This window comes from uncultured Campylobacter sp. (genome assembly GCF_937980635.1).
In the GTDB taxonomy this organism is placed as follows: domain Bacteria; phylum Campylobacterota; class Campylobacteria; order Campylobacterales; family Campylobacteraceae; genus Campylobacter_B.
On sequence record NZ_CALJPG010000008.1, the window covers coordinates 27904 to 47965 of the forward strand.

General features: G+C 45.0%; 15 protein-coding genes and 1 pseudogene. 7 read left to right on the forward strand and 9 right to left on the reverse strand.

Annotation, left to right across the window (positions count from 1 at the left end):
• Positions 1-12 precede the first annotated feature (12 nt).
• Positions 13-1431: a TrkA C-terminal domain-containing protein gene (locus Q0460_RS00930; RefSeq protein WP_299083723.1), complete on the reverse strand. Its 1419-nt coding sequence runs from the start codon at positions 1429-1431 to the stop codon at positions 13-15.
• Positions 1432-1723: 292 nt separating this feature from the next.
• Positions 1724-4039 (reverse strand): TonB-dependent siderophore receptor, encoded by a 2316-nt coding sequence (locus tag Q0460_RS00935; protein WP_299083937.1) that lies wholly within the window; start codon positions 4037-4039, stop codon positions 1724-1726.
• A 226-nt stretch (positions 4040-4265) separates the two neighbouring features.
• On the opposite strand from Q0460_RS00935, the gene Q0460_RS00940 reads away from it, so the two are divergent.
• Both Q0460_RS00940 and Q0460_RS00945 read left to right on the forward strand, forming a co-directional pair.
• Entirely contained in the window at positions 4266-5099 is an 834-nt protein-coding gene (locus tag Q0460_RS00940; RefSeq protein ID WP_299083726.1) for a YihY family inner membrane protein, read from the forward strand.
• 263 nt (positions 5100-5362) lie between these two features.
• Complete coding sequence (locus Q0460_RS00945; RefSeq protein WP_299083729.1) at positions 5363-5770, forward strand: hypothetical protein; 408 nt, start codon at positions 5363-5365, stop codon at positions 5768-5770.
• A 72-nt stretch (positions 5771-5842) separates the two neighbouring features.
• On the opposite strand, the pseudogene Q0460_RS00950 reads toward Q0460_RS00945, so the two are convergent.
• From Q0460_RS00950 to Q0460_RS00975, 6 genes and pseudogenes are all read right to left on the reverse strand, one after another.
• A pseudogene (locus Q0460_RS00950) lies at positions 5843-6078 on the reverse strand (hypothetical protein).
• 232 nt (positions 6079-6310) lie between these two features.
• Positions 6311-7066: a septal ring lytic transglycosylase RlpA family protein gene (locus tag Q0460_RS00955; RefSeq protein WP_299083732.1), complete on the reverse strand. Its 756-nt coding sequence runs from the start codon at positions 7064-7066 to the stop codon at positions 6311-6313.
• 13 nt (positions 7067-7079) lie between these two features.
• Positions 7080-8078, reverse strand: coding sequence for a lytic transglycosylase domain-containing protein (locus Q0460_RS00960; protein WP_297882548.1), 999 nt, complete (start codon positions 8076-8078; stop codon positions 7080-7082).
• Positions 8075-8872: a TatD family hydrolase gene (locus tag Q0460_RS00965; protein WP_299083735.1), complete on the reverse strand. Its 798-nt coding sequence runs from the start codon at positions 8870-8872 to the stop codon at positions 8075-8077. Before Q0460_RS00965 ends, Q0460_RS00960 begins: the two co-directional genes overlap by 4 nt.
• Positions 8873-8997: 125 nt before the next feature.
• Positions 8998-10521 carry an AAA family ATPase gene (locus Q0460_RS00970; protein WP_299083738.1) on the reverse strand — a complete coding sequence of 508 codons (1524 nt, stop codon included), beginning with the start codon at positions 10519-10521 and terminating at the stop codon, positions 8998-9000.
• A complete protein-coding gene (locus tag Q0460_RS00975; RefSeq protein WP_299083741.1) occupies positions 10515-11390 on the reverse strand; it encodes an NAD(+) kinase in 876 nt (291 codons plus the stop codon). The genes Q0460_RS00970 and Q0460_RS00975 overlap by 7 nt, the downstream gene beginning before the upstream one ends.
• Positions 11391-11473: 83 nt before the next feature.
• Here Q0460_RS00975 and aspS point away from each other — a divergent pair, with 83 nt between their 5' ends.
• From aspS to Q0460_RS01000, 5 genes are all read left to right on the forward strand, one after another.
• A complete protein-coding gene (gene aspS / locus Q0460_RS00980) occupies positions 11474-13228 on the forward strand; it encodes an aspartate--tRNA ligase (RefSeq protein WP_299083744.1) in 1755 nt (584 codons plus the stop codon).
• Entirely contained in the window at positions 13225-13806 is a 582-nt protein-coding gene (locus Q0460_RS00985; RefSeq protein ID WP_299083747.1) for an adenylate kinase, read from the forward strand. The genes aspS and Q0460_RS00985 overlap by 4 nt, the downstream gene beginning before the upstream one ends.
• A 276-nt stretch (positions 13807-14082) precedes the next feature.
• Positions 14083-14439, forward strand: coding sequence for a NirD/YgiW/YdeI family stress tolerance protein (locus Q0460_RS00990; RefSeq protein ID WP_299083750.1), 357 nt, complete (start codon positions 14083-14085; stop codon positions 14437-14439).
• A gap of 9 nt (positions 14440-14448) precedes the next feature.
• Positions 14449-14967, forward strand: a complete 519-nt coding sequence (ppa, locus tag Q0460_RS00995) for an inorganic diphosphatase (RefSeq protein ID WP_298757542.1) — start codon at positions 14449-14451, stop codon at positions 14965-14967.
• Between the two features lie 203 nt (positions 14968-15170).
• Positions 15171-16667, forward strand: coding sequence for a hypothetical protein (locus tag Q0460_RS01000; protein ID WP_299083754.1), 1497 nt, complete (start codon positions 15171-15173; stop codon positions 16665-16667).
• 1001 nt (positions 16668-17668) lie between these two features.
• On the opposite strand, the gene Q0460_RS01005 is transcribed toward Q0460_RS01000, so the two are convergent.
• Positions 17669-19750 (reverse strand): RNA degradosome polyphosphate kinase, encoded by a 2082-nt coding sequence (locus Q0460_RS01005; protein WP_299083757.1) that lies wholly within the window; start codon positions 19748-19750, stop codon positions 17669-17671.
• Positions 19751-20062: the final 312 nt, after the last annotated feature.

Below are 20062 nucleotides of genomic sequence, written 5' to 3' on the forward strand. Positions count from 1 at the left end.
CATAAATTTCGATTACTTTTCATACCCGTAATCGCTCGGAACGAAAATTTGATGATTTTTGCCTAGCTTGAAATACATCTGATCCAAATCCTGATTGAAAATCGATGTGAGCTTGCGCGCCAAAATTCTATCGTTAAATGGTACGAACTGCAGCAGATCTCGCTCGCTGCCTAACGCTAAAATCGGATTTTGTCGCTCGCAAGGAATCACGAATAAACTCTGCTTAAAAAGCTTCGATAAGCTCACGTAGCTTTGCGCAAACTCGCCCTTTTCGCTCTCGCCGAAAAGATACAAATACACATCTAGCCCTAGCTGCGAGCTGATGTCAAAGACGATGCTTGATTCCTCGCGAAGTCGCTCGCCAGCACTTAGCACGACGCTTTTACGCACATCTTTTAGCTCGCCCTCTCCAAGGCTTAGCACCGGAATTTCAAGCGCTTTAAGTGCCGCTTTTTTTGCCTCGAAAACTCCGCTTGAGCAAACTACCAAGCCTGCTTTATTTTCGCTCACGTCGCGCTTTAAATTTAATTCGCCCGAGTAATCGATGAGAATTTCAAATTTATCCCGCTCACACAGAGCTTTAAGCTCGCTAAAAGCGTCGTTTAGCAGAGGATTTAAAATTCGCAGATAAATTTTATGATTTCTAATATGCAAATCCAAAAACTCAAGCGCCCTAACCGTCCTAGCTATCTCGTCGCCGCTCATTTTTTTCATATCGATTAGCGCGAAAATATTTAGCCCAAACGGCGATGGAAATTGCCCGCTTTGCTTTTTTACTTCAGTAAACACCGCTCGCAGCGCACTAGGCTCACCAACAACTAAGATCGTATCATTCGGATATATCCGCGAGCTAGGTGTCGTTACGATGTAATTATTGTGACGGTAGATCATCGGAATTTGATATTTCGCATTAGAAAGCGTGCTGATTTTTTTATACGCAAACGAGCTTCCTACGGGCACTTTTACCTCCATTATCTCTCCGCGCCCAAGCCCAATGTTATCAGCAAAAACGGGGCTATCGGGCAAAAAACCGATGAAGCGCGAGGAATTTAGCGCAAGGGTATTTACGATTTTTACGTGAGCTTCATTTTTATTCTCGCGCAAAAGTCCCCAAAAATCAGCCACGTAAAGCTCTAAATCCGGAGCGAGCGTCTTTAAATTTTCAAGCGTTACTTTAGTGTCAAATTCATCCTCCATTATCACTATGCAGCGGTCAAATTCCTCTCCTGCTAGCACCACGCGCAACCGCTCAATGCTAGTAGGATCAAAAATTTCGACCGAAAAATTTGACTCGTTTTCAAGCTCTGCGGGCAAGGCATCCATATTTTTAGCTATTACGCGATATGATCTGATGACATCTTTGATTTTACAAACTTTGGATAAAAAATGGCGCGCAAACTTTCCGCTTGCGATGATTAAAACTTGTTTCATTGCTCTCCGTTTCGTGGTTTTGCAAAGATTATAACCAAAAACGGCTAAATTTTAAACCGCGCGCGGATAAATTTTGCAGGCAAGCCGAGGCGCGGCGATCTAAAAATTTAAAGATCGAAATTTTAAAATCAAGGTTTAAAATTTCAAAATCCAAGGCTTAAATTTTAAAATGAATTAAAACAAGCCTCGTTAAATTTAATCTTGCCGCTTAGAGCGATAAAATTTCATAAATTTAAAAGCGGCGCCATAATCATTCGCGCCGCTTAAACAGAAATTTTAAACCCGCTAGATTTTAAAATTTTACCTCCGCAGAGAGCATGAAGCTTCTGCTCTCGCCCAGCGTCACGCCGTTTGCCGAGCCTAGCACGCTTTTTGGATCTATTCCGCCCGCACCGTCGGCGCTAGCAGGATACATTCCCGCCCAATATTTTTTGTTAAATACGTTATTTACATTGAAGCGTAGCGTGGTCTTATCGCCTAAAAGATGCTCGCTCGTATATCTAATGCCGATATCGGTAACGAAAAAGCTAGGCGTGTGCTGAGTGTTTAGATCATCCAAATACATCTTACCGGTGTAGTGGAAATTTGTACTGATCGCAAGCTTGTTTGTGCCCGGGATCACGTAATCAAGCATTAAATTTGCGTTTATCTTAGGGATGCCGTTTGCGACCTTGCGGTTAGCGCCCTCGATACTTACGTTATGCATCTTAGGATCGATGTAGGTAAAGCCTCCTAGCACGCTTAAATTTTGCGTAATTCGTCCGCCGCTCATAAACTCAAATCCGCGGTTGCGCTGCTCGCCGTTTATGCCATAAAGCCCCGTAGAGCTATTTAAGTAGGCGATCGGGCGACGTATATCAAAATACGCTACGCTAAAATCGATCATATCGGCTACGCGAATTTTAGCGCCAATCTCGTGTTGTTTAGAGCGATACGGAGATGTAGAGGCGACCTCGCCGTTATGTGGACCGCCATCATAAACATGGGTAGAGCCCTGCTGCAAGCTATCTGCGTAGGTGTAGTAGATGCTGGCATCCTCTATCGGATGGAAGATCAAGCTGCCCGCCCAACTATAGCCCGAATCGCTATAGGCTTTTACAAGTCTTTGTTGGCGATCATCGTAAGATTCCTGTCTCATCCACGCCTTAGATGCGCTTAGCATCACGTCAAATTTATCGTTTATCGTGATATCATCTAGCGCCGAGACGTTATACATATCCAAAACAGCGTAGTGATACAGCCCGCTTCCGCGCCTAGCACCGGTGTAATTTAGAATTTTAGGATCGTAGATATTGCCTATGGTAGGCGAGGTGTAGTTGGTGCTCGCATTTTTATATCTATCCTGCGTCCAGTGATATCCGTTGGTCTGCACGCTGAAATCATGTTCGATATCGCCCGTATTAAACTGCGTGTTTGCCTTAAGATAGCCGCTCGGTAAATCAAATCTATACGCTGCTATAGCACCACCGCTGTGTTGAGTATAATAATCGCCCGGCTTCGTCCATTTTGCATTCAGATTACTATTACATATGCCTGGTCTCTTTTTAGGCGGTAAAGCGGCATAATTTGCGCAATCAAACCCTTCGGGAAGCAAATAGTTTACGACGCCGTGAGTATCACGATCGGCACGCTGAAACTGAAAGCCGCCCTCTAAATACCATTTATCGGTAGGCGTAAATTTAAATTTTGCGCTTGCGGTAGTGGTTTTTAGATGCATGCCTCCAAAGCTCTGACCAAGACCGCGCTCTGAGGAGTCCACCGCTTTTGGAAGCGTAATTCCATCCGTGATCTTACCGTTTATTACGCCGAGGGCAAACTGCCCCGCAAAGCCTTTAGTATTGTGCTCGTAATAACTAGCCGCGGTTTCGAACGTTAGATCGCCCGTCGGATAAAATTCCATCGTGATGCTGGCTAAGCGACGCTGTAAATTTGAGCCCTTCGGCTGTCTGTCGCCGTTGGATCCGTAAAACACCGCGCGGTAGCCGAATTTTTCAAATTTATCGGATAGATCAAAACCAAGACCTAGGTTGCTTCGCGACATATAATCGCTCCAGATGATGTACTGATCTTTTACGGGGCGCTTGCGCGTGTAGCTGAAAATGCCCACCGGATTTTGCGCGCCGTAGAGCGAGCCTGCGACGCCGTTTTGTACCTGAAAGCTCTCAAACATCGCCATCGGAATCGCCGTCGTCGAAATCGTATAAAAGCCGTCCCAGAAGCTGTTGCCTACGACGCTGCCCTCAAAGCCGCGCGTCTGCGGACGTCCGACCGTAGCGCCGCCGCGCATCTGAATCTGCGCGGACGGGAAGTATTTAACCGCCTCCTCATAGCCGGTGACGCCCTGGTGATTCATGATCTCCTTGCTGATCGTGTTGATCTGATACGGAAGATCTAAAGCGCGCTTGCCGGCAAGCATGCCTTGCTGCACATTTTTGCTCAAAAAGCCCTCGTCGATGCCGCTCTCGCTGATATTATCGCCGACGGAATTTACCTCGATTACACCCATATTCTGCGACTTTTCAGGCGCAGAATTACCGCCATTTTGCGCTGCAGCCAAACTGCTGCATAGTAAGCACATACATGCCGCTAATGAAATTTTAAATTTCATCGTTTTCCTTCGTTCCATTATTTTCCCTTCGTTATGGATATATTTAATATTATTTTTTAGCATATTAGAAAAATTTTCCTAAATTTAGACTAAATTCGAGATATAAATTTATATATTTGTAGTCGCATTTTTTAGCTTTAAATTTTATAGACGATATACCACGATACAAAAGAAAAATTGCGCAAATTTATATGAAATTCTAAATTTTTAATGTAAAATCGCCCGTATGAAAAAACTAATACCGACGCTTAAGCAAGCGCAAAGCCGACTCAAAAATTTTTTCCGCCTCTACGATACCGAGCTCATGCACCATGCATCAAGCCTTAGCTTTCACACGATTCTGGCGCTACTGCCGGTGCTGATGGTCTCGCTTAGCGTTTTTATGCAGCTGCCAAGCTTCAAAGGCTACTACGATAAGATTATGGGCTTTATTTTTTCAAACTTCCTGCCCGCAAATCAAGCGAGCATGGCGCACTATATCGAGGAATTTATGGCAAACGGGCTAAGCCTTGGCGTAACGGGCTTTTGCGCGGTGCTAGTTACGTCGGTGCTGTTTTTCGGAGATTTTGAAGCGATAATTGCGCGCATTTCGCATTCGCCCGAGCGAAGCTTTTTTAAGAGCCTAAGCACCTACTGGACACTGATGACGCTCGCTCCTGTGGGGCTTGGAGCGTCGTTTTATATCAGCGGCGAGCTTCAGGAGCTGCTAAATAAAACTGAGCTTACGAGCTGGATAAATTTGCTTAAAATTCTACCCTACTTAATCGTTTGGGGGATTTTTGCTATCACTTACGCTACGGCGATCAACCGCGAGATCCGCGCAAAAGCGGTACTTGCCTCATCGCTCGTAGCATCGATTTTGTGGTGGCTTTCAAGACTGGTTTTCGCACAATATGTCTTTTATAACAAAACCTATCTTAGCATCTACGGCTCGTTTTCGGTCGCGTTATTTTTCTTTCTATGGATCTACATAAGCTGGATTTTCTACCTATACGGCGTGAAATTCTGCGTATTTTTAGACGCTAAATTTAAAAGAGGTGGCGAGCGACAAAGCGCCTGAAATTTTTAAATTTCATAACGAATTTTACGAAAGATTATATTAAGAATTAACGATAATCGTATATAAATTGGCTGTTTAAACGATAAGTTATCGTCGGCGAAAGGATTAAATTTGAACTCTCGTCTTTGTTCGGTCTATATACGAGCGATCTACTTTAAATTATAGAATTTCTCAAGGAGGGCTAGATGGCGTTTGTGGCAGAATATATTTCGAAAGGGGACTTGAAGAAATATGATATTTTAAGTAATATTAACGAGCTATTGATGAAACACAATTACACATACCCAATCCAGGATAATGATACCGATTGGATGAATTGGGTTATCGATAGGCAAAGAGATGCTTGGCTTATTCATGTATGTTTGGCATCTATGCCGGATCCAAGAGATGGCTATACGGGTGAGGATATTTGGTTGTTTCACTATAAAGGTAGAGATATCGAGCTTGATATAAGGCGAATTTATGATGAAACTACCAGTAAAATGCTCGTGGATAATCCGTTTTTTATCAAATATAAGTTAGAAAGTATAAATTCCAGCACTTACGGAATTTCATTGGATGAGCTTTATAAAATTTTAAAAGAAGCTCTAGCGGAATACGGCAATCGCGGTATTGACGGTAGAGAAAATTTACCAAAAGAGCATGAAGTCGTAACTTTTCTGCACGATTAAAATTCAAGCAGACGATGAGCTGCGTCAAAATACCTCTGATATTTCAGTATCAAATTTAATTTTTCTACTGCGCTATAAAACGCCCCACTCTTTTTTATATTCGTTTATTATCTCATCGGGCGTTTTTTCTCCCTTATCGACCTTGATAAGATCTATTATATCTTGCTGTTTGCAAACATACCCTCTATCGCGTGGTTGCAGATGATAGATCTGTTTTGCTCGTATTGTTCTACGCTCAGCTCGTCTTTATATTTTTCAAGTATAGCCAAACTCTTTTCTAAACTATAAACTTCCGGATATTTTTGCATGCTCTATCCCCTAGCAATATAAAATTTTATCAGCCGTGGCGTCCTATTAAAAAACAAAGCTCAAGCAGGCGCAATTTTTGCTACGAATAGCTTGCAGGTAGCCCGCACTTCGCCGCAACTAAAGCAGATAACTATTAGATGACGGGAAATTTTACCGCAAGTAGCTCACAAATAAATTTAACAAGTCCGTATTAAGCAAAAAAACGAAGGTAAAAGCCGTCAAATAAAACTGCTACTCCCTTACGATGAAAGCTCCAGTAAATTTGCCATTATGCGCGAAATCTCTCGCCTCATCCTCGCTTTTAAATCCGCTTAAAAAGACGCGATAAATCGGCGCGCCGTCTATGCTAAATTCTTTGATGATCGCAGGATATCCCGCCGTGCCGTGGTAATCGCGCTGATAAATTTGTGCGCCGCTTCTGTTTCTAAACGCACCGATTTGCACCATAAAATTTCCGCCAACGATGGTCGCTTTCGGCGAGCCTTTAGCAATAGTGCGCCCATAAAAACCCACTACTTCGAGCTTTACAGGCGCCGTGCCTTTGGCAAATACGCCCACTAGATTGGCAGCTGTTTTGCTAAGATCAATGATGCGACCATCCACGAATGGACCACGATCGTTGATGCGCACGGTTGCGGTAGCGCCGGTGTCGCGATTCGTGACCTTTACCATAGTATTCATTGGATAGGTTTTGTGCGCGGCGGTCATGCCGTTCATATCGTAAATTTCGCCGTTTGAGGTGTATTTACCATGAAAATTCGGCCCATACCAGCTGGCGATGCCGATTTGAGTGTCACCGACGCTTACTTGTTCGGGATAGTAGGTTTTGCCGTTGATTTTATAAGGGCGCATGGTGGCGGGAGAGTTTTTGCCAATCTTGCCCGCACCGCCCGCAGACGATCTAGAAGGCGGTGCGGTGCGAAACGAACAACCGGCAAGAATCAGCGCAAAAAGCGCACTAAAAAGAGCGATTTTCTGGTACGACACCTGCGATCCGATCTTATTTGTTGAATTTTATATTATTTAGCGCTATTTCGTTTTTGTCTTTGAGGCTAAGCTCGTTCGCCAAACCTGCTAACACCCGTCCTGGCTTGCGCTGTTTCAGACGTGGTTCATACGCTTGAAACGCGCCTTGATTTACGACAAATTCTGCATATTTGCTTTGTGGGATATAAAAGAAGTACTTGCCGTTAAGTGGCGAAATTCCGTTTTTAATATGCGCGTTGTAATCCTGCATCTGCGACGGCGAAATTCCGATCTGTTTTGCAACTGCGCTTAGCTTTGTGCCCGGAGCTACTGCGATACGCTTTAGCCCCCACGGCTCGCTTTCAAAAAGCAAAATTTTGCGCATATTTTCATTTTGAGCGATGTAAGCGTATTTAATAATACGCTTGATAAAATTCTTAGTCTCATTAGGAAGTGCGGGGCTTTTTAGCAAGCGATCCAGATCATCGCTACCAGTAGCTGCAATCGCATTTTTAAGCTTTTGATCACCGCAATTATACGCCATTAGCGCTAAATACCACTTGCCAAAATTTTGCTTCAGATGCAAAATATACGAAAACGCAGCATCCGTAGAGGCTGCGGGATCGCGACGCTCATCTACTGCACTATCTACTCTAAGACCGAAATTTTTTGCGGTCGCCGGCATCAGCTGCCACATACCACCTGCGCTAGCGCCCGAAGTTACGGTGTTTTTAAGATGAGATTCTACCATTGCCAAATACAATAAGAACTCCGGAGCTTCGATGTTATCTACCTCGGATTTGACCAAGTAGGCATTGTGCGACTGCGAAGTCACGATATGCTTAAACTGCTTGCGATCGCTTGCATTGATCGCACGGAATATGCCCGCGACTACGTTTTTGCTCGATTCGTTATTTTCGATGCCGAATTGATTTAAAATATAGTCGTGATTTGCGCGCATCAGACCAGGCTGGCTCGCAAACGCTTCGCCCACTAAAAGCAGGGCTAGCAGTATAAATTTTATGGCTTTCATATCTCTCCTTTGATTTTATCGCCAAAAAGCCTACAGGCGTTTTGAGTCGTTATTGCTTCGACCTCTTCTACGCTTAGGCTTAAAATTTCCGCGACTTTTTCTACCACGAGTCTCGTAAATGCAGGCTCGTTGCGCTCGCCGCGATGCGGATGCGGGGTTAGATATGGTGCATCCGTCTCGATTAAGAGGCGCTCTTGCGGAATTTGCGGTAAGATCTCAGCTAAGTTTTTTGCATTTTTGAATGTCAAAACTCCGCCGATACCGAAGTAAAATCCGTATTCGCTAAGACCTAGCAAAAGCTTGCTGGCATTGAAGCAGTGCAAAACACCGCCGCATAAATCGCCGGCGCGATCTTTTAGAATTCCAAAGCTATCTTCGTTTGCTTCTCGGATATGGACTATAAGTGGTTTTTGAAGTTGTGTTGCTAGATCGATTTGTGAGATGAAGGCGTCTTTTTGGCGGGAGATTTCTAAGGCTTTGGTTTCCTTGTTCTCTTGCTGCTTAAGTCTGAAGTAATCAAGACCGCATTCGCCAACGCCCACGCATTTGGGATCGTCAGCATACCGCTTCAGCACCTCCATATCGAAAGAATCTATCTCGTATGGATGTACCCCTACGGCAAAATACACATTATTCCGCGCGTGCGAAATTTTACATGCCTTATCTAGGTCTGCTACATCGGCACCAGGAATGATGATGCTGCGCACGCCTGCAATCGTGGCGCGCTCAATTACCGCGTCCAAATCGGTATCGAAACTAGCATCGTCTAAATGGCAATGTGTATCTATAATCATAAAACTCACTTGATAAAATTTTTCGAAGCGGATTTTACGTCGTTTTGCAAAATCACACTTAAATTTAAATTAAACGTGGTATTGTAGCAAAAAATTTCAGATTTAAACTTAAGCTTAAAATTCCTTCAGCTTTGCCTTAGTTTTTTAGCGAATTCCAGGGCTTCTGCAGTAATAGTCTCGCCGCTTATCATACGAGCTAGCTCTGTTATTTTCTCATTTTCGCTTAATAATCTCACGCTAGATTTGCCGTTCGTTTTACTTACTAAAAAGTGTGACGCAGCCTTTGAGCTAAGCTGCGGCTGGTGCGAGATCGCAAAAATTTGATAAAATTTTGAAATTTTTACCAGCACGTTTGCAATACTCATCGCCTCTTTTCCACTTAAATTTGAATCAATCTCGTCTAAGATTAAAATTCCTTCGCCGTTATTTGTAAGCTCCAAGCTTGCCGCGATGAAAGCAAGGCGTAGGCGGTTCGTTTCGCCTGAGCTTAAATTTTTAAATTCCGTCTTGCACAAGCTGACGCAAATTTCGTCCGTGCCGCACTCACTAAGAACCGCGGGCTTAAAACTAAGCTCCACTCCGTCCATATAAAGCTGCTTTAGATAGGAATTTATCAGATCCTCGAGCCGTTTTTTAGCGCCCTTGCGAGCCTCGCTAATTTTTTCGGCAAGGATAGTGGTGCTTTCGCTAAGACGTTTAAATTCCGCTTGTAACTTGGTTTTTTCAAAGCTTAACCGCTCGTAATGCTCAAGCTCTTTTTTGCGCGCTTCAAGCGTAGCTAAAGCCTCTTCTACGCTTCCGTAGCGCCTATTTAGCGCGCTAAGAGCTTCGATGCGATCTAAAATTTTCTCTATGTCGATGTTTTCTAGCTCGTCTAAGTTTAAACTTTCCTGCTTTAGCCGTAGTTCATTCATCGCATCCTCAAAAAACGCACTATCCAGTCCGCTAAGACTTAGCGCTTCGATGACGCTGCGCTCCAGCTCAAAAACGCCCTGCGCCCTAGCCCAAAGTTCCTCGATCTTATCTTTTTTACTAAGCTTTTTTTTGATCTGCAAAAGCTCCTCATATTCGCCGATCTTAGGCGATACGCGCTCGATTTTTTCAATCTCGAAGCGAGCAAATTCCTTTAACTCCTCGATCTTGCGCTCTTGATCTAAAATTTCATCCAGCTGCTTTTTTGTGCGGCTAAATTCCACAAAGGCGCCCTGAAGCTCTGATAAGCTTTGCGCGTGCGCCGCATCTTTTTTCGCGGCGATAAAATCAAGTAATTTTAGCAAGCTGTCGCTACTCATTTCGCCGGCGTTTTTCGCGCCTAAAAATTTCACGTATTCGCCGGAGATCGTGCTTAGATTTTTTTTTGAGACCGATTGGGAATTTATAAAGTATCGCAAGCTACGCTCTTTTAGAACGCGAAAGGTATTTGGCGTATCGTTTATCAAGCCAAAATTTTCCATATCAAATTTATGCTCTACGTCCGCTTCTATGAGCTCTGCCTCGCATTCTTTAAGCCCAAACACCGCTAAAATCGCGCCTATTAATACCGATTTACCCGCGCCGCTGATGCCTGTAAATACGCTAAGCCCTGAGCCAAAACTAAGCTCGCTCTCGCAAAAACCTAGATTATTTTTAATATAAATTCTTTCTAGCATCCGTCGTGCCCCCATCTGAGTTTGGCTTTTAAAACGTCGAAATAATCGTAGCTTCTGCGTTTTATTAAATTTGCCTTGGCGTGTGAAATTTTAACGCTCACGCTACTAAACTCCGCCATATTAAAAACGTCTTGTCCGTCGATAACGACGCTAACTTCGGAGCTTCCGGCGTTCTTGAAGCTTGCAAGATACTCTTTTGGCAGGATCAAAGGCCGCTGCGTCAGGCTATGCGAGCAGATCGGCGTGACGCAAAACACGTCGCACAGCGGATAGACGATAGATCCGTTCGCGCTCATATTATACGCGGTCGAGCCTACGGCGGAGCTTACGATCACGCCGTCGCCGTAGTAGGTGTTGAAATATTTTCTATTTAAAAACGCGTCGATCTTCGCCATCGAGGAGATGTGGCTGCGGGTGATTACGACGTCGTTAAATGCGGCCTTGCGGACGATTTTGCCGCTGCCGTTTTCCAGTATCACTTCGAGCAAAAACGGGCGCTCGATCTCGTATTCGCCGCGCAAAAATTCCTTTAAAAATTTTGCGAATTCGCTCGGCTGCACGTCCGTTAAAAACCCGAGAGTACCTGCGTTGATACCCAAAATAAACGCGTTTTTATCGTTTAGCAGCCTCGCAAGCCCGATGAGGGTGCCGTCGCCGCCGAGGCTGATTAAAAAATTGGTCTTTTTTAAAATTTCTGCAAGCGTATGCGGCTTAAGGCCGAAAAATTCCGCTCCGTCCTCTTCAAGCAAAAGCTCAATACCTTGCGCTTTTAAAATTTCGCAAATTTGCTCCACGACGGGGCGAATCTCTTCTGATTTTTTGGCTATTAGCCCCGCGAATTTAAGGTTTTTATGAATTTTGTTTTCCATAGTTTTATTTTATAAAAAATTAGCTTTGTAAAAGCAAAATTTAACTATACTTGCGTTTTACAAATAATTTTAAAGGAGTAAATTTGCGAAGTCATTATTGCGCCGATTTGAGTAAAAACGATATCGGCAAAAGTGTAACCGTGTGCGGCTGGGTAAATTCTTACCGCGACCACGGTGGCGTGATTTTTATAGATTTGCGCGACCGAAGCGGGCTTTTACAGCTAGTCTGTGATCCCAAAGATAGCCACTCGGCATACGAGGTAGCAAATACCGTGCGAAACGAATTCGTCCTAAAAGCCGTCGGCAAGATCCGCGCTCGCGGCGAAGGGCTGGAAAATCCAAATTTAAAAACCGGCGACATCGAAGTCGTAGTAGAAAGCTTAGAGATCGAAAATCCGAGCAAGCCGCTTCCTTTCGTAATCGGTGATAAAAGCGTCAACGAAGAAACGAAGCTGAAATATCGCTTTTTGGATCTGCGCGCCGATGGAAGCTTCGATAAATTTAAGATGCGCTCCAAGGCTGCGATCGCCGCGCGAAATGCTCTTGATAGGCTAGGCTTTGTGGAGGTCGAAACGCCGATCTTAACGCGCGCGACGCCTGAAGGTGCTAGGGATTATCTAGTACCTAGCCGCGTCTATCCGGGCAGCTTCTACGCGCTTCCGCAAAGTCCGCAGCTTTTCAAGCAGCTTTTGATGTGCTCAGGCTTTGATAAATACTTCCAGATCGCGCGCTGCTTCCGCGATGAGGACTTGCGCGCCGACCGCCAGCCGGAATTTACGCAGATCGATATCGAGATGAGCTTCAATACCCAGTATGACGTAATGAGCGTAGCCGAGGAGGTTTTAAAGGATATTTTCAAATCCTGCGGTCGCGAGATCGTCACCCCTTTTAGACATATGGAGTATAAAGACGCGATGGAGCTTTACGGCAGCGATAAACCCGATCTGCGCTACGATATGCCTTTCATCGACGTAGCCGATATTTTTGAAAAATCGAGCAATGAAATTTTTTCAAATTTAGCCAAAGACCGCAAAGCTAACCGCGTAAAAGCTCTTAAAGTCGAGGGCGGCGATCTGAAATTTAGCAAGCGCCAGATGCAAGGCTTTGAGGAATACGTAAAAAAATTCGGCGCGCAGGGCCTCGCGTTTATCCAAGTAAAAGAGGATGGTCTAAAGGGACCACTGGTAAAATTCTTTGGAAAAAGCGAGCTAGACGAGCTTATCAAGCGTTGCGAGCTAAAGGTCGGCGACGTCGTATTTTTTGGCGCGGGCAAAAAGAAAATCGTGCTTGATTATATGGGTAGATTTAGAATTTTCCTCGCAAACGAGCTTGGTCTCATAGATCCGAACAGGCTTGAGTTTTTGTGGGTCGTAAATTTCCCTATGTTTGAGCAAAACGACGACGGCAGCTACTCCGCGATGCACCATCCTTTCACTATGCCGAACAATCCCGATGAGCCCGATTTGGAGGATATCACGTCGATCGCCTACGACGTCGTGTTAAACGGCATCGAGCTTGGCGGCGGCAGTATCAGGATCCACAAAGCGGACATTCAAGAGAAGGTCTTTAGGCTGCTTAAGATCGAGCCCGCGGAGCAGAGGGAGAAATTCGGCTTCCTGCTTGATGCGCTAAGCTTCGGCGCGCCTCCGCACGGAGGTATCGCGATCGGCTTTGATAGGCTGATGATGCTCGTTACCGGCTCAAGCAGTATCCGCGAGGTTATCGCGTTTCCTAAAACGCAGCGCGCGCAGTGTCCGCTCACCAAAGCTCCTAGCGTCGTTACAGACGAGCAGCTTCGCGAGCTAGGTCTTAGGCTTCATAAGAAGGAGCAAAAATGAAAAGCCTTTTTCTAATCATTGGCGCTCCTGGCAGCGGTAAAACGACCGATGCGAATATGATCGCTCAGATGAATCAAAGCATCGAGCACTACTCCACTGGCGATCTGCTACGCGCCGAGGTAGCAAGCGGCAGCGCTTTGGGCAAACAGATAGACGGCTTCATCTCTAAAGGCAATCTCGTGCCGCTTGATATCGTCGTAAATGCTATCGTTAGCGCGATTAAAAGCTCGCCTAAAGACTTCATCATCATCGACGGCTATCCAAGAAGCGTCGAGCAGATGAATAAGCTAGACGAGGTGCTGCGAGGCGACGATGATGTAAATCTTAGCGCAGTAATCGAGGTGTGCGTCAGCGAAGAGGTCGCCAAGGAGCGTGTTTTAGGTCGCGCTCGCGGAGCGGACGATAACGAGGAGGTCTTTAAAAACCGCATGGCGGTATTTTCAGAGCCGATCGAGGATATCCGTAAATTTTACGGCGACGCGGGCGTATTTTACAGCGTAAACGGCGAGCGCACGGTCGAGGAGATCGTAGCGGACATAAACGCTATAATCGCCGCGCAGATCGAGAAACTGGGCTAGCGCGCTTGGATGGCGGCTTAAATTTTAAGCGCCTTTGGCTTCTTTTTCATACCGCAAGCGGTGCAGATCGCGCTTAAATTTAACGCGCCCTTTAGCACGACGAGCGCGCTTTTAAATTTATAGCTTGCCGTTGCGCGAGATAATTAAAATTTAAGCGTAAATTTAAGCAGCTCGCCGTGTAAATTTAAATGCGAGCGTCAAATGCAAGCGGATTTAAATTTAATGAAATTCCGGATCTGTTTGCGGACGATAGAGATTAAAATTTTAAGGATGGATATGGTTAGAAAATTTTTACTTAGTATGGCTTTGTGCGCGGCCGCATTCGCTGCGGGCGGGTTCGTGCCAAGCGGCTCCGTGGCGCAAACTCAGCCGTTAAGCGTTAAAGAAGCGCTTAAATTAAGAGATGATTCTTTTGTCGTAATCGACGGCAAGATAAAATCTCAACTCAGACACGAACATTATCGATTTGTGGATCAAAACGGCGATAGCATCGAGGTTGAGATCGATGATGACGTTTGGCGCGGCGTGAGCGTGGATGAAAACACGCTCGTGCAAATTAGCGGCGAGATCGACAAAGATTTCACTAAAACGACGATAGACGTGAAAAATATCAAAATTTTAAATTCTAAATAAAGGAAAACTATGGATCTTTCAAAGATAAAAGTGGGCTCAAACCCCGACAAAATCAACGCAGTGATCGAGATCCCTTACGGCTCGAACATCAAATACGAGATTGACAAAGCAAGCGGTGCGCTCTGCGTAGATCGTGTGCTATACGGCGCGATGTTTTATCCCGCAAACTACGGCTTCGTGCCCAATACCTTGGCTGACGACGGCGATCCTGCGGATGTTTTGGTGCTAAACGAATACCCGCTTGCCGCCGGTAGCGTGATCCCGTGCCGCTTAATCGGCGTTTTGATGATGGAGGACGAAAGCGGCATGGACGAGAAGCTGCTTGCCGTGCCGGTTAGCAAGATCGATCCGCGATATGAGGGCATTAAAGGGGTCGCCGATCTGCCTAAAGCGACGCTGGATAAGATCAAAAATTTCTTCGAAACCTACAAGCTTTTAGAGCCGAATAAATGGGTCAAAGTAAAGGATTTCGCAAGCGCCGCCGAAGCGGAGAAAATCCTAGACAAAGCGATCAAAGCTTATAAATAAAATTTACAAGCATCCTTCGATTTGGAATTTCGCCTCGCCTTTAAGACGCTGGCGAAATTCCTAAATTTTAAAATTTGATGGGATTTGCAAAGCGCATAGCGATGTGAGGATTTTAAATCAAGCTTGCAAAAAGCGGTCGCTTAAATTTTATAAATATCGCGCGGCAGATACTAAGAATTTTAAATTTTAAAAAGGCGACTCAAATGAAAAAGATTTATATCGGGCTATTTATAGCAGTTGCTTTTTCGCTCTGCATACAATCGATCTCCGGTTTTAAAGGCATTAAAATTAGTATGTCAAACGATGCGCAGGGCATCCGCTTGAAGTCGAGCCCAAAGCTGAGCGAGGATCAAAATACGCAGATGCAAAACTTGGCGGATTTTCTACGCTTTAGCGATAAAGGGCGAGAGAATTACTATGGTATAAGCTTCTTTAGCGATATCGCTACGACGTGGGATTTGTATGAAAAGCTTGCGGACATTGATGAGCTAGACTTCGGCAGAAACGCGAATTTTATGACCGTTTCGCCGATTAGAGTGGATGAGGTTACGCAGGTTCCGCCCGAGATTTGCTTGCTTTCAAATTTAAAAAAGCTCGATCTGCAAGGCGCGAGAGTTTCGGATCTGCCCTCTTGCGTGCAAAATTTACAAAAGCTCAAGTATTTAGGCTTGCGCGCTACCGAATTTACGGAGATTAGTGAAAATATCTCTAAAATTCCGAATCTTAAGACTCTGATTTTGGATAGTTGCCCCGTAAAAGAGTTGAGCGCGAATGTAGCGAATTTAAAAAATTTAGAATATCTTGAGCTCGATGAAACGCATATTTCGCAATTGCCGCCGCAGATTACAGGGATGAGCAAGCTGCGAGAGCTCCACTGTTATAGTTGTAATTTTTTACATACTTTGCCTACGTATCTAGCAGAGCTGAAAAACCTGGAAATTTTATATCTTACGAACACGCATATAGAGGCGCTACCCGATGAGGTTTCGCGAATGTCTAGCCTAAAGGAACTAAGCGAAGATTTTACCTCTCCTCCTGAAAATATCGTAAATTTACCCAATCTTGAGGAGTGGGGTCATATGGACGAGCAGAGATTACGGCTCGCCGTGAAAATCCCGTCGCTCAAAAGGATTCATATAAGTTCAAATATCAAAACGATCCCATCTGAGTTAGAGGATTTGCATAATCTGCAGGAGCTTGATATTTGGTCTGAAAATATACAAGAAATCCCTGAAAGTATCGGCGCATTAAAAAGCTTAAAAAAACTCGATATTGGCAGATATAAGCAAGAGAGTCTGCCTGAGAGCATCGGCATGCTTGATGCTTTGGAAGAGCTGAAAATTAACAGCCAAGCCATTACGAAAATCCCTGAGAGCATCGGAAACCTACATAATTTAAAGGAGCTTTACATCCACGGCAAAAATATTACGCAGATCCCGGAAAGCGCAGGAAACTTAAAAAATTTAGAAGTTCTAGATCTGTCCGAGACCTCGATCAAAAAACTACCGCAGAGTATAAACGATATGACGAGCCTTAAATACATTGATCTTCGCGATACCAATTTAGAGGAGCTTAACGTCGATTTTATCCGCCTTAGCAAACTTTACGGTATTAATTTGTATGGCGTTAAGCTTAAAAAGAAGCCCGTAGTTCCTAAGATAGAGGGAAGACATATTAGCATTAGAGGATATGAGGATTAAATTTAAAACGAAGCGATGATTTGTCCGGCGCCGACATATACTGCGGCGGGATTTTAAACAAGTAATACAAGGAGATAAATCGCGCAAAAGATCTCTAGCCGGATCAGCCCTGCGCGCTAACGACGGCGAGACTTAGCGAGCTTTAAAGCCTCCTGCGGGCGCCGCAAATTTAAAAACCTCGTGCGCCGCGCGAAAATAGAACAATTTATCTGTGTGGGCTCTTCCTTAAATTTAGCGAGCTTCGGAGCAAAATTTGAAGTTAAAATTTTTAAAGGACCACTGCGTTTATAAGACTTGTCGTTACAAGCGGGCGAGATAGAGCGAAAAAGAACTAGATTACGCACATTGCCGCAAAAAGCCTCTCGCTGCTTGGAAGCGAGATGATCCGCTTGCAGATTTACGACATTAAAATTCCCCTGCGATTTGCTTAGTGTGAGGCTGTGCGCCTGCGAAATTTTTAGCACATACGGGCGCTATGCTTTTCGGCTCGGTAAATTTACACGGCAAAGATTACGATCTAATCATTGCGCGCCACATAGCAGATACCGTACCGTAGTGAGCGGAATTTTATCTACTCGCAGCTTATAGCTGGCATCGTGGCAGACTAGTATTTCTACTAAGTAACGTTCAGTAAAATTTATAATTTTAAAATTCTAAAAATTTGATAGCTCGCTGATTGCATAGCCTTGTTTGTGCGCAAGCATGCAAGCTTCACGGATTAAGGCGCGCTCGGTGCGATGCCGTGCTGCTTATCATCGATGAGTTCCGCTTCGTTTAATTGCTTGTATTCGTCGCAGCCGATCTGCTCTGCTAAATCGCATGCTTTCCGGTAAAATTCTTTTGCTAAGGATCTATCTTGTTTAATATTCCATCCATTTTTGTATAAATCCCCGAGATAACTACACGAGTCTGTTTTTTTAGAGCTTATCTGTATCTTTTTATGATCTCGGTTTGCGCGCGGGCTTAGCGCACGGCTAGCCCTAGCACAAACCAAGGCCGCGCTAGCTCTCTTTTAAAAGCTTAGTTAGTGCCGTGCCGCTTTCATCGTGCTTGCGGATATTTTTATAAATTTTACTAAAATAAGCTTCTAAAAATTCCTGATCGTCGATCCTCTCTTCGCCCTTTTTCGGCGCGATCTTTCGGTACTCGCCGCTGCTTTGCAGCTCGAATGCAAGCTCGTTATCGCTTAGCTGAAGTTTTAAAATTTCTTTGAGCTTGTTTTGCAGATTTTCGTTGTAAATCGGGCTCATCAGTTCCAGTCTGCGCTCTAAATTTCGCGGCATCCAATCCGCGCTCGCGATGTATAGGCTGGGCTGGGCGTGCGCGAAGTAAAAAATTCTAGCGTGCTCCAGGTATTTGCCGACGATCGAGATTACGCGGATATTTTCGCTAACGCCCTTAAGCGCCGGGCGCAAGCAGCAGATGCCGCGCACGATTAGATCGATCTTTACGCCCGCCGCACTTGCCTTATATAACGCCTTGATCATATCACCGTCGACAAGAGCGTTCATCTTAGCGATGATCCTGCCGGCAGAGCCTTTTTTTTCCTCGTTTTTTATCATCGCCAGGAGCCGCTCTTTGATCTGCATCGGCGACATAGCGAGGTTGTCAAGCTTGCGGTTTTTGTTGTAGCCCGAGAGGATGTGGAAGAAATTCGTCGTGTCCTTATCGAAGCGGTCGCCGCAGGTAAAAAAGCTCACGTCGGTGTAAATTTTAGCGCTCGAGCCGTTGTAGTTGCCCGTGCCTAAGTGGATATAAAATTTTAACTTGCCTTCCTCTTTTTTGATGATCTGCGTTACCTTGGCGTGGACTTTAAAGCCCGTGATGCCGTAGATCACGTGCGCGCCCGCGTCTTCAAGCGCCTTTGCCCAGTGCAGGTTGTTTTCCTCATCAAATCTCGCCTTAAGCTCGACCATCACCGTTACCTGCTTGCCATCGCTTGCAGCCTCGATCAGGCTCTGGACGATCGGGGAGTTTTTCTCCACGCGATACAGCGTCATACGGATCGAGATGACCTTCGGATCTTTTGCAGCCTCTTTGATGAGTTTTTGTACCGGATCGAAACTTTCGTAAGGATGGATCAGCAGGATATCCTCCTTCTCCATAGCGCTCATAACGGAGGTGTTTTCGTTAAAGGGGGGCAGCGTCTTTGGCAGATACTGAGGATGGGCTAGAAAGGAAAAATCCTTATTGGAAGCGATCTCCCAAAGCCCGTCCAGCGTAAGCGGCACGGCGCATTCATATATATCTTTGTAAAAAATTTTAAGATGAGAATTTAGAAATTCTAAAAGCTCGGCATCGGCGTCCTTTTCGATCTGAAGTCGTACGAAAGCTCCTTTGCGGCGCAGTTTAAGCCCCGCTTCTAGGATCATCATAAAATCGTCCGCTTCTTCCTCCTCGATTACGATGTCGGCGTTTCGCGTGACGCGGAAAGCTGCGGAGCTGATGAGCTTGTAGCCCGGGAAAATCTCCTCCGCATGGCGCTTTACGATGGTGCCGATCGGCACGTAGGTGTTTTGCGCGACCTGCACGAAGCGCGGGATCACGCGCGGAATTCTAATCATCCCAAAATGCACCGACTCGGGCGCGCCCTCATCGCAGAGCTTGACCGCAAGGGAGAAGCTGAGATTGTTTAGATGAGGGAAGGGATGGGTCGCATCCACTGCGATCGGGACGATGACGGGCATTATCTGCGAGAAAAAAAACTCGTCCGCCACCGGCTTCAGCTCGGGCTGTAGCTCGTCGTAACTTTTGATAAAAAGCCCGTTTTTGCAAAGCTCTTTTTGGATGCCGAAATACTGCTGCTCAAGCTCGGTTTGTTCGTTTCTTAGATAGGAGCGGATCGCGCGTAGCTGCTCAAGAGGCGTCATCTCGTCATCTCCGCTGGTTATAACGCCGGCGGTAAAAAGCTGTTTCAGACCCGCCACGCGGATCATATAAAATTCGTCTAAATTCGTGCTGTAAATCGCTAGAAATTTTAATTTTTCAATTAGCGGGATATCCTTTTTGCATTGTTCTAGCACGCGGGTATTGAAGCGCAGCCAGCTTAGCTCGCGGTTTATAAAATTATTTTGTGTTTGCATAAAAACTCCTTTTTGAATATTAATTCTAAGATTATAGCCCAATTAAGATTAAATTTTAAAGTCCGAATTTTATGAGCTTGCAAGTGGGGCAATTTAGTATTTAAAATTCTGCCCTAATTTCCTATTTTTCCTAAATCCTTGCACATTTGCGCATTGCCGTCTTTGCAGCCTAGCTTTAAATATCGCCTCAAATATAAAATTTGCTCTTTCTCCTCCTCGCTCATATCAAGCACCCATTTGCACGCTTGTTTTATTGCGAGTTAAAAATAGCGCTTTCATTTCAGCTTTCGTAAACAATATAAATTTAAATCA

Coding starts and splice junctions, on each gene's coding strand:
- Q0460_RS00945 (WP_299083729.1), top strand. CDS start 5,363: ATGAAACACAATTACACATACCCAATCCAGGATAATGATACCGATTGG.
- Q0460_RS00985 (WP_299083747.1), top strand. CDS start 13,225: ATGAAAAGCCTTTTTCTAATCATTGGCGCTCCTGGCAGCGGTAAAACG.
- Q0460_RS00975 (WP_299083741.1), bottom strand. CDS start 11,390: ATGGAAAACAAAATTCATAAAAACCTTAAATTCGCGGGGCTAATAGCC.
- Q0460_RS01000 (WP_299083754.1), top strand. CDS start 15,171: ATGAAAAAGATTTATATCGGGCTATTTATAGCAGTTGCTTTTTCGCTC.
- Q0460_RS00970 (WP_299083738.1), bottom strand. CDS start 10,521: ATGCTAGAAAGAATTTATATTAAAAATAATCTAGGTTTTTGCGAGAGC.
- Q0460_RS00940 (WP_299083726.1), top strand. CDS start 4,266: ATGAAAAAACTAATACCGACGCTTAAGCAAGCGCAAAGCCGACTCAAA.
- Q0460_RS00960 (WP_297882548.1), bottom strand. CDS start 8,078: ATGAAAGCCATAAAATTTATACTGCTAGCCCTGCTTTTAGTGGGCGAA.
- Q0460_RS00935 (WP_299083937.1), bottom strand. CDS start 4,039: ATGAAATTTAAAATTTCATTAGCGGCATGTATGTGCTTACTATGCAGC.
- Q0460_RS00990 (WP_299083750.1), top strand. CDS start 14,083: ATGGTTAGAAAATTTTTACTTAGTATGGCTTTGTGCGCGGCCGCATTC.
- ppa (WP_298757542.1), top strand. CDS start 14,449: ATGGATCTTTCAAAGATAAAAGTGGGCTCAAACCCCGACAAAATCAAC.
- Q0460_RS00965 (WP_299083735.1), bottom strand. CDS start 8,872: ATGATTATAGATACACATTGCCATTTAGACGATGCTAGTTTCGATACC.
- Q0460_RS00930 (WP_299083723.1), bottom strand. CDS start 1,431: ATGAAACAAGTTTTAATCATCGCAAGCGGAAAGTTTGCGCGCCATTTT.
- Q0460_RS01005 (WP_299083757.1), bottom strand. CDS start 19,750: ATGCAAACACAAAATAATTTTATAAACCGCGAGCTAAGCTGGCTGCGC.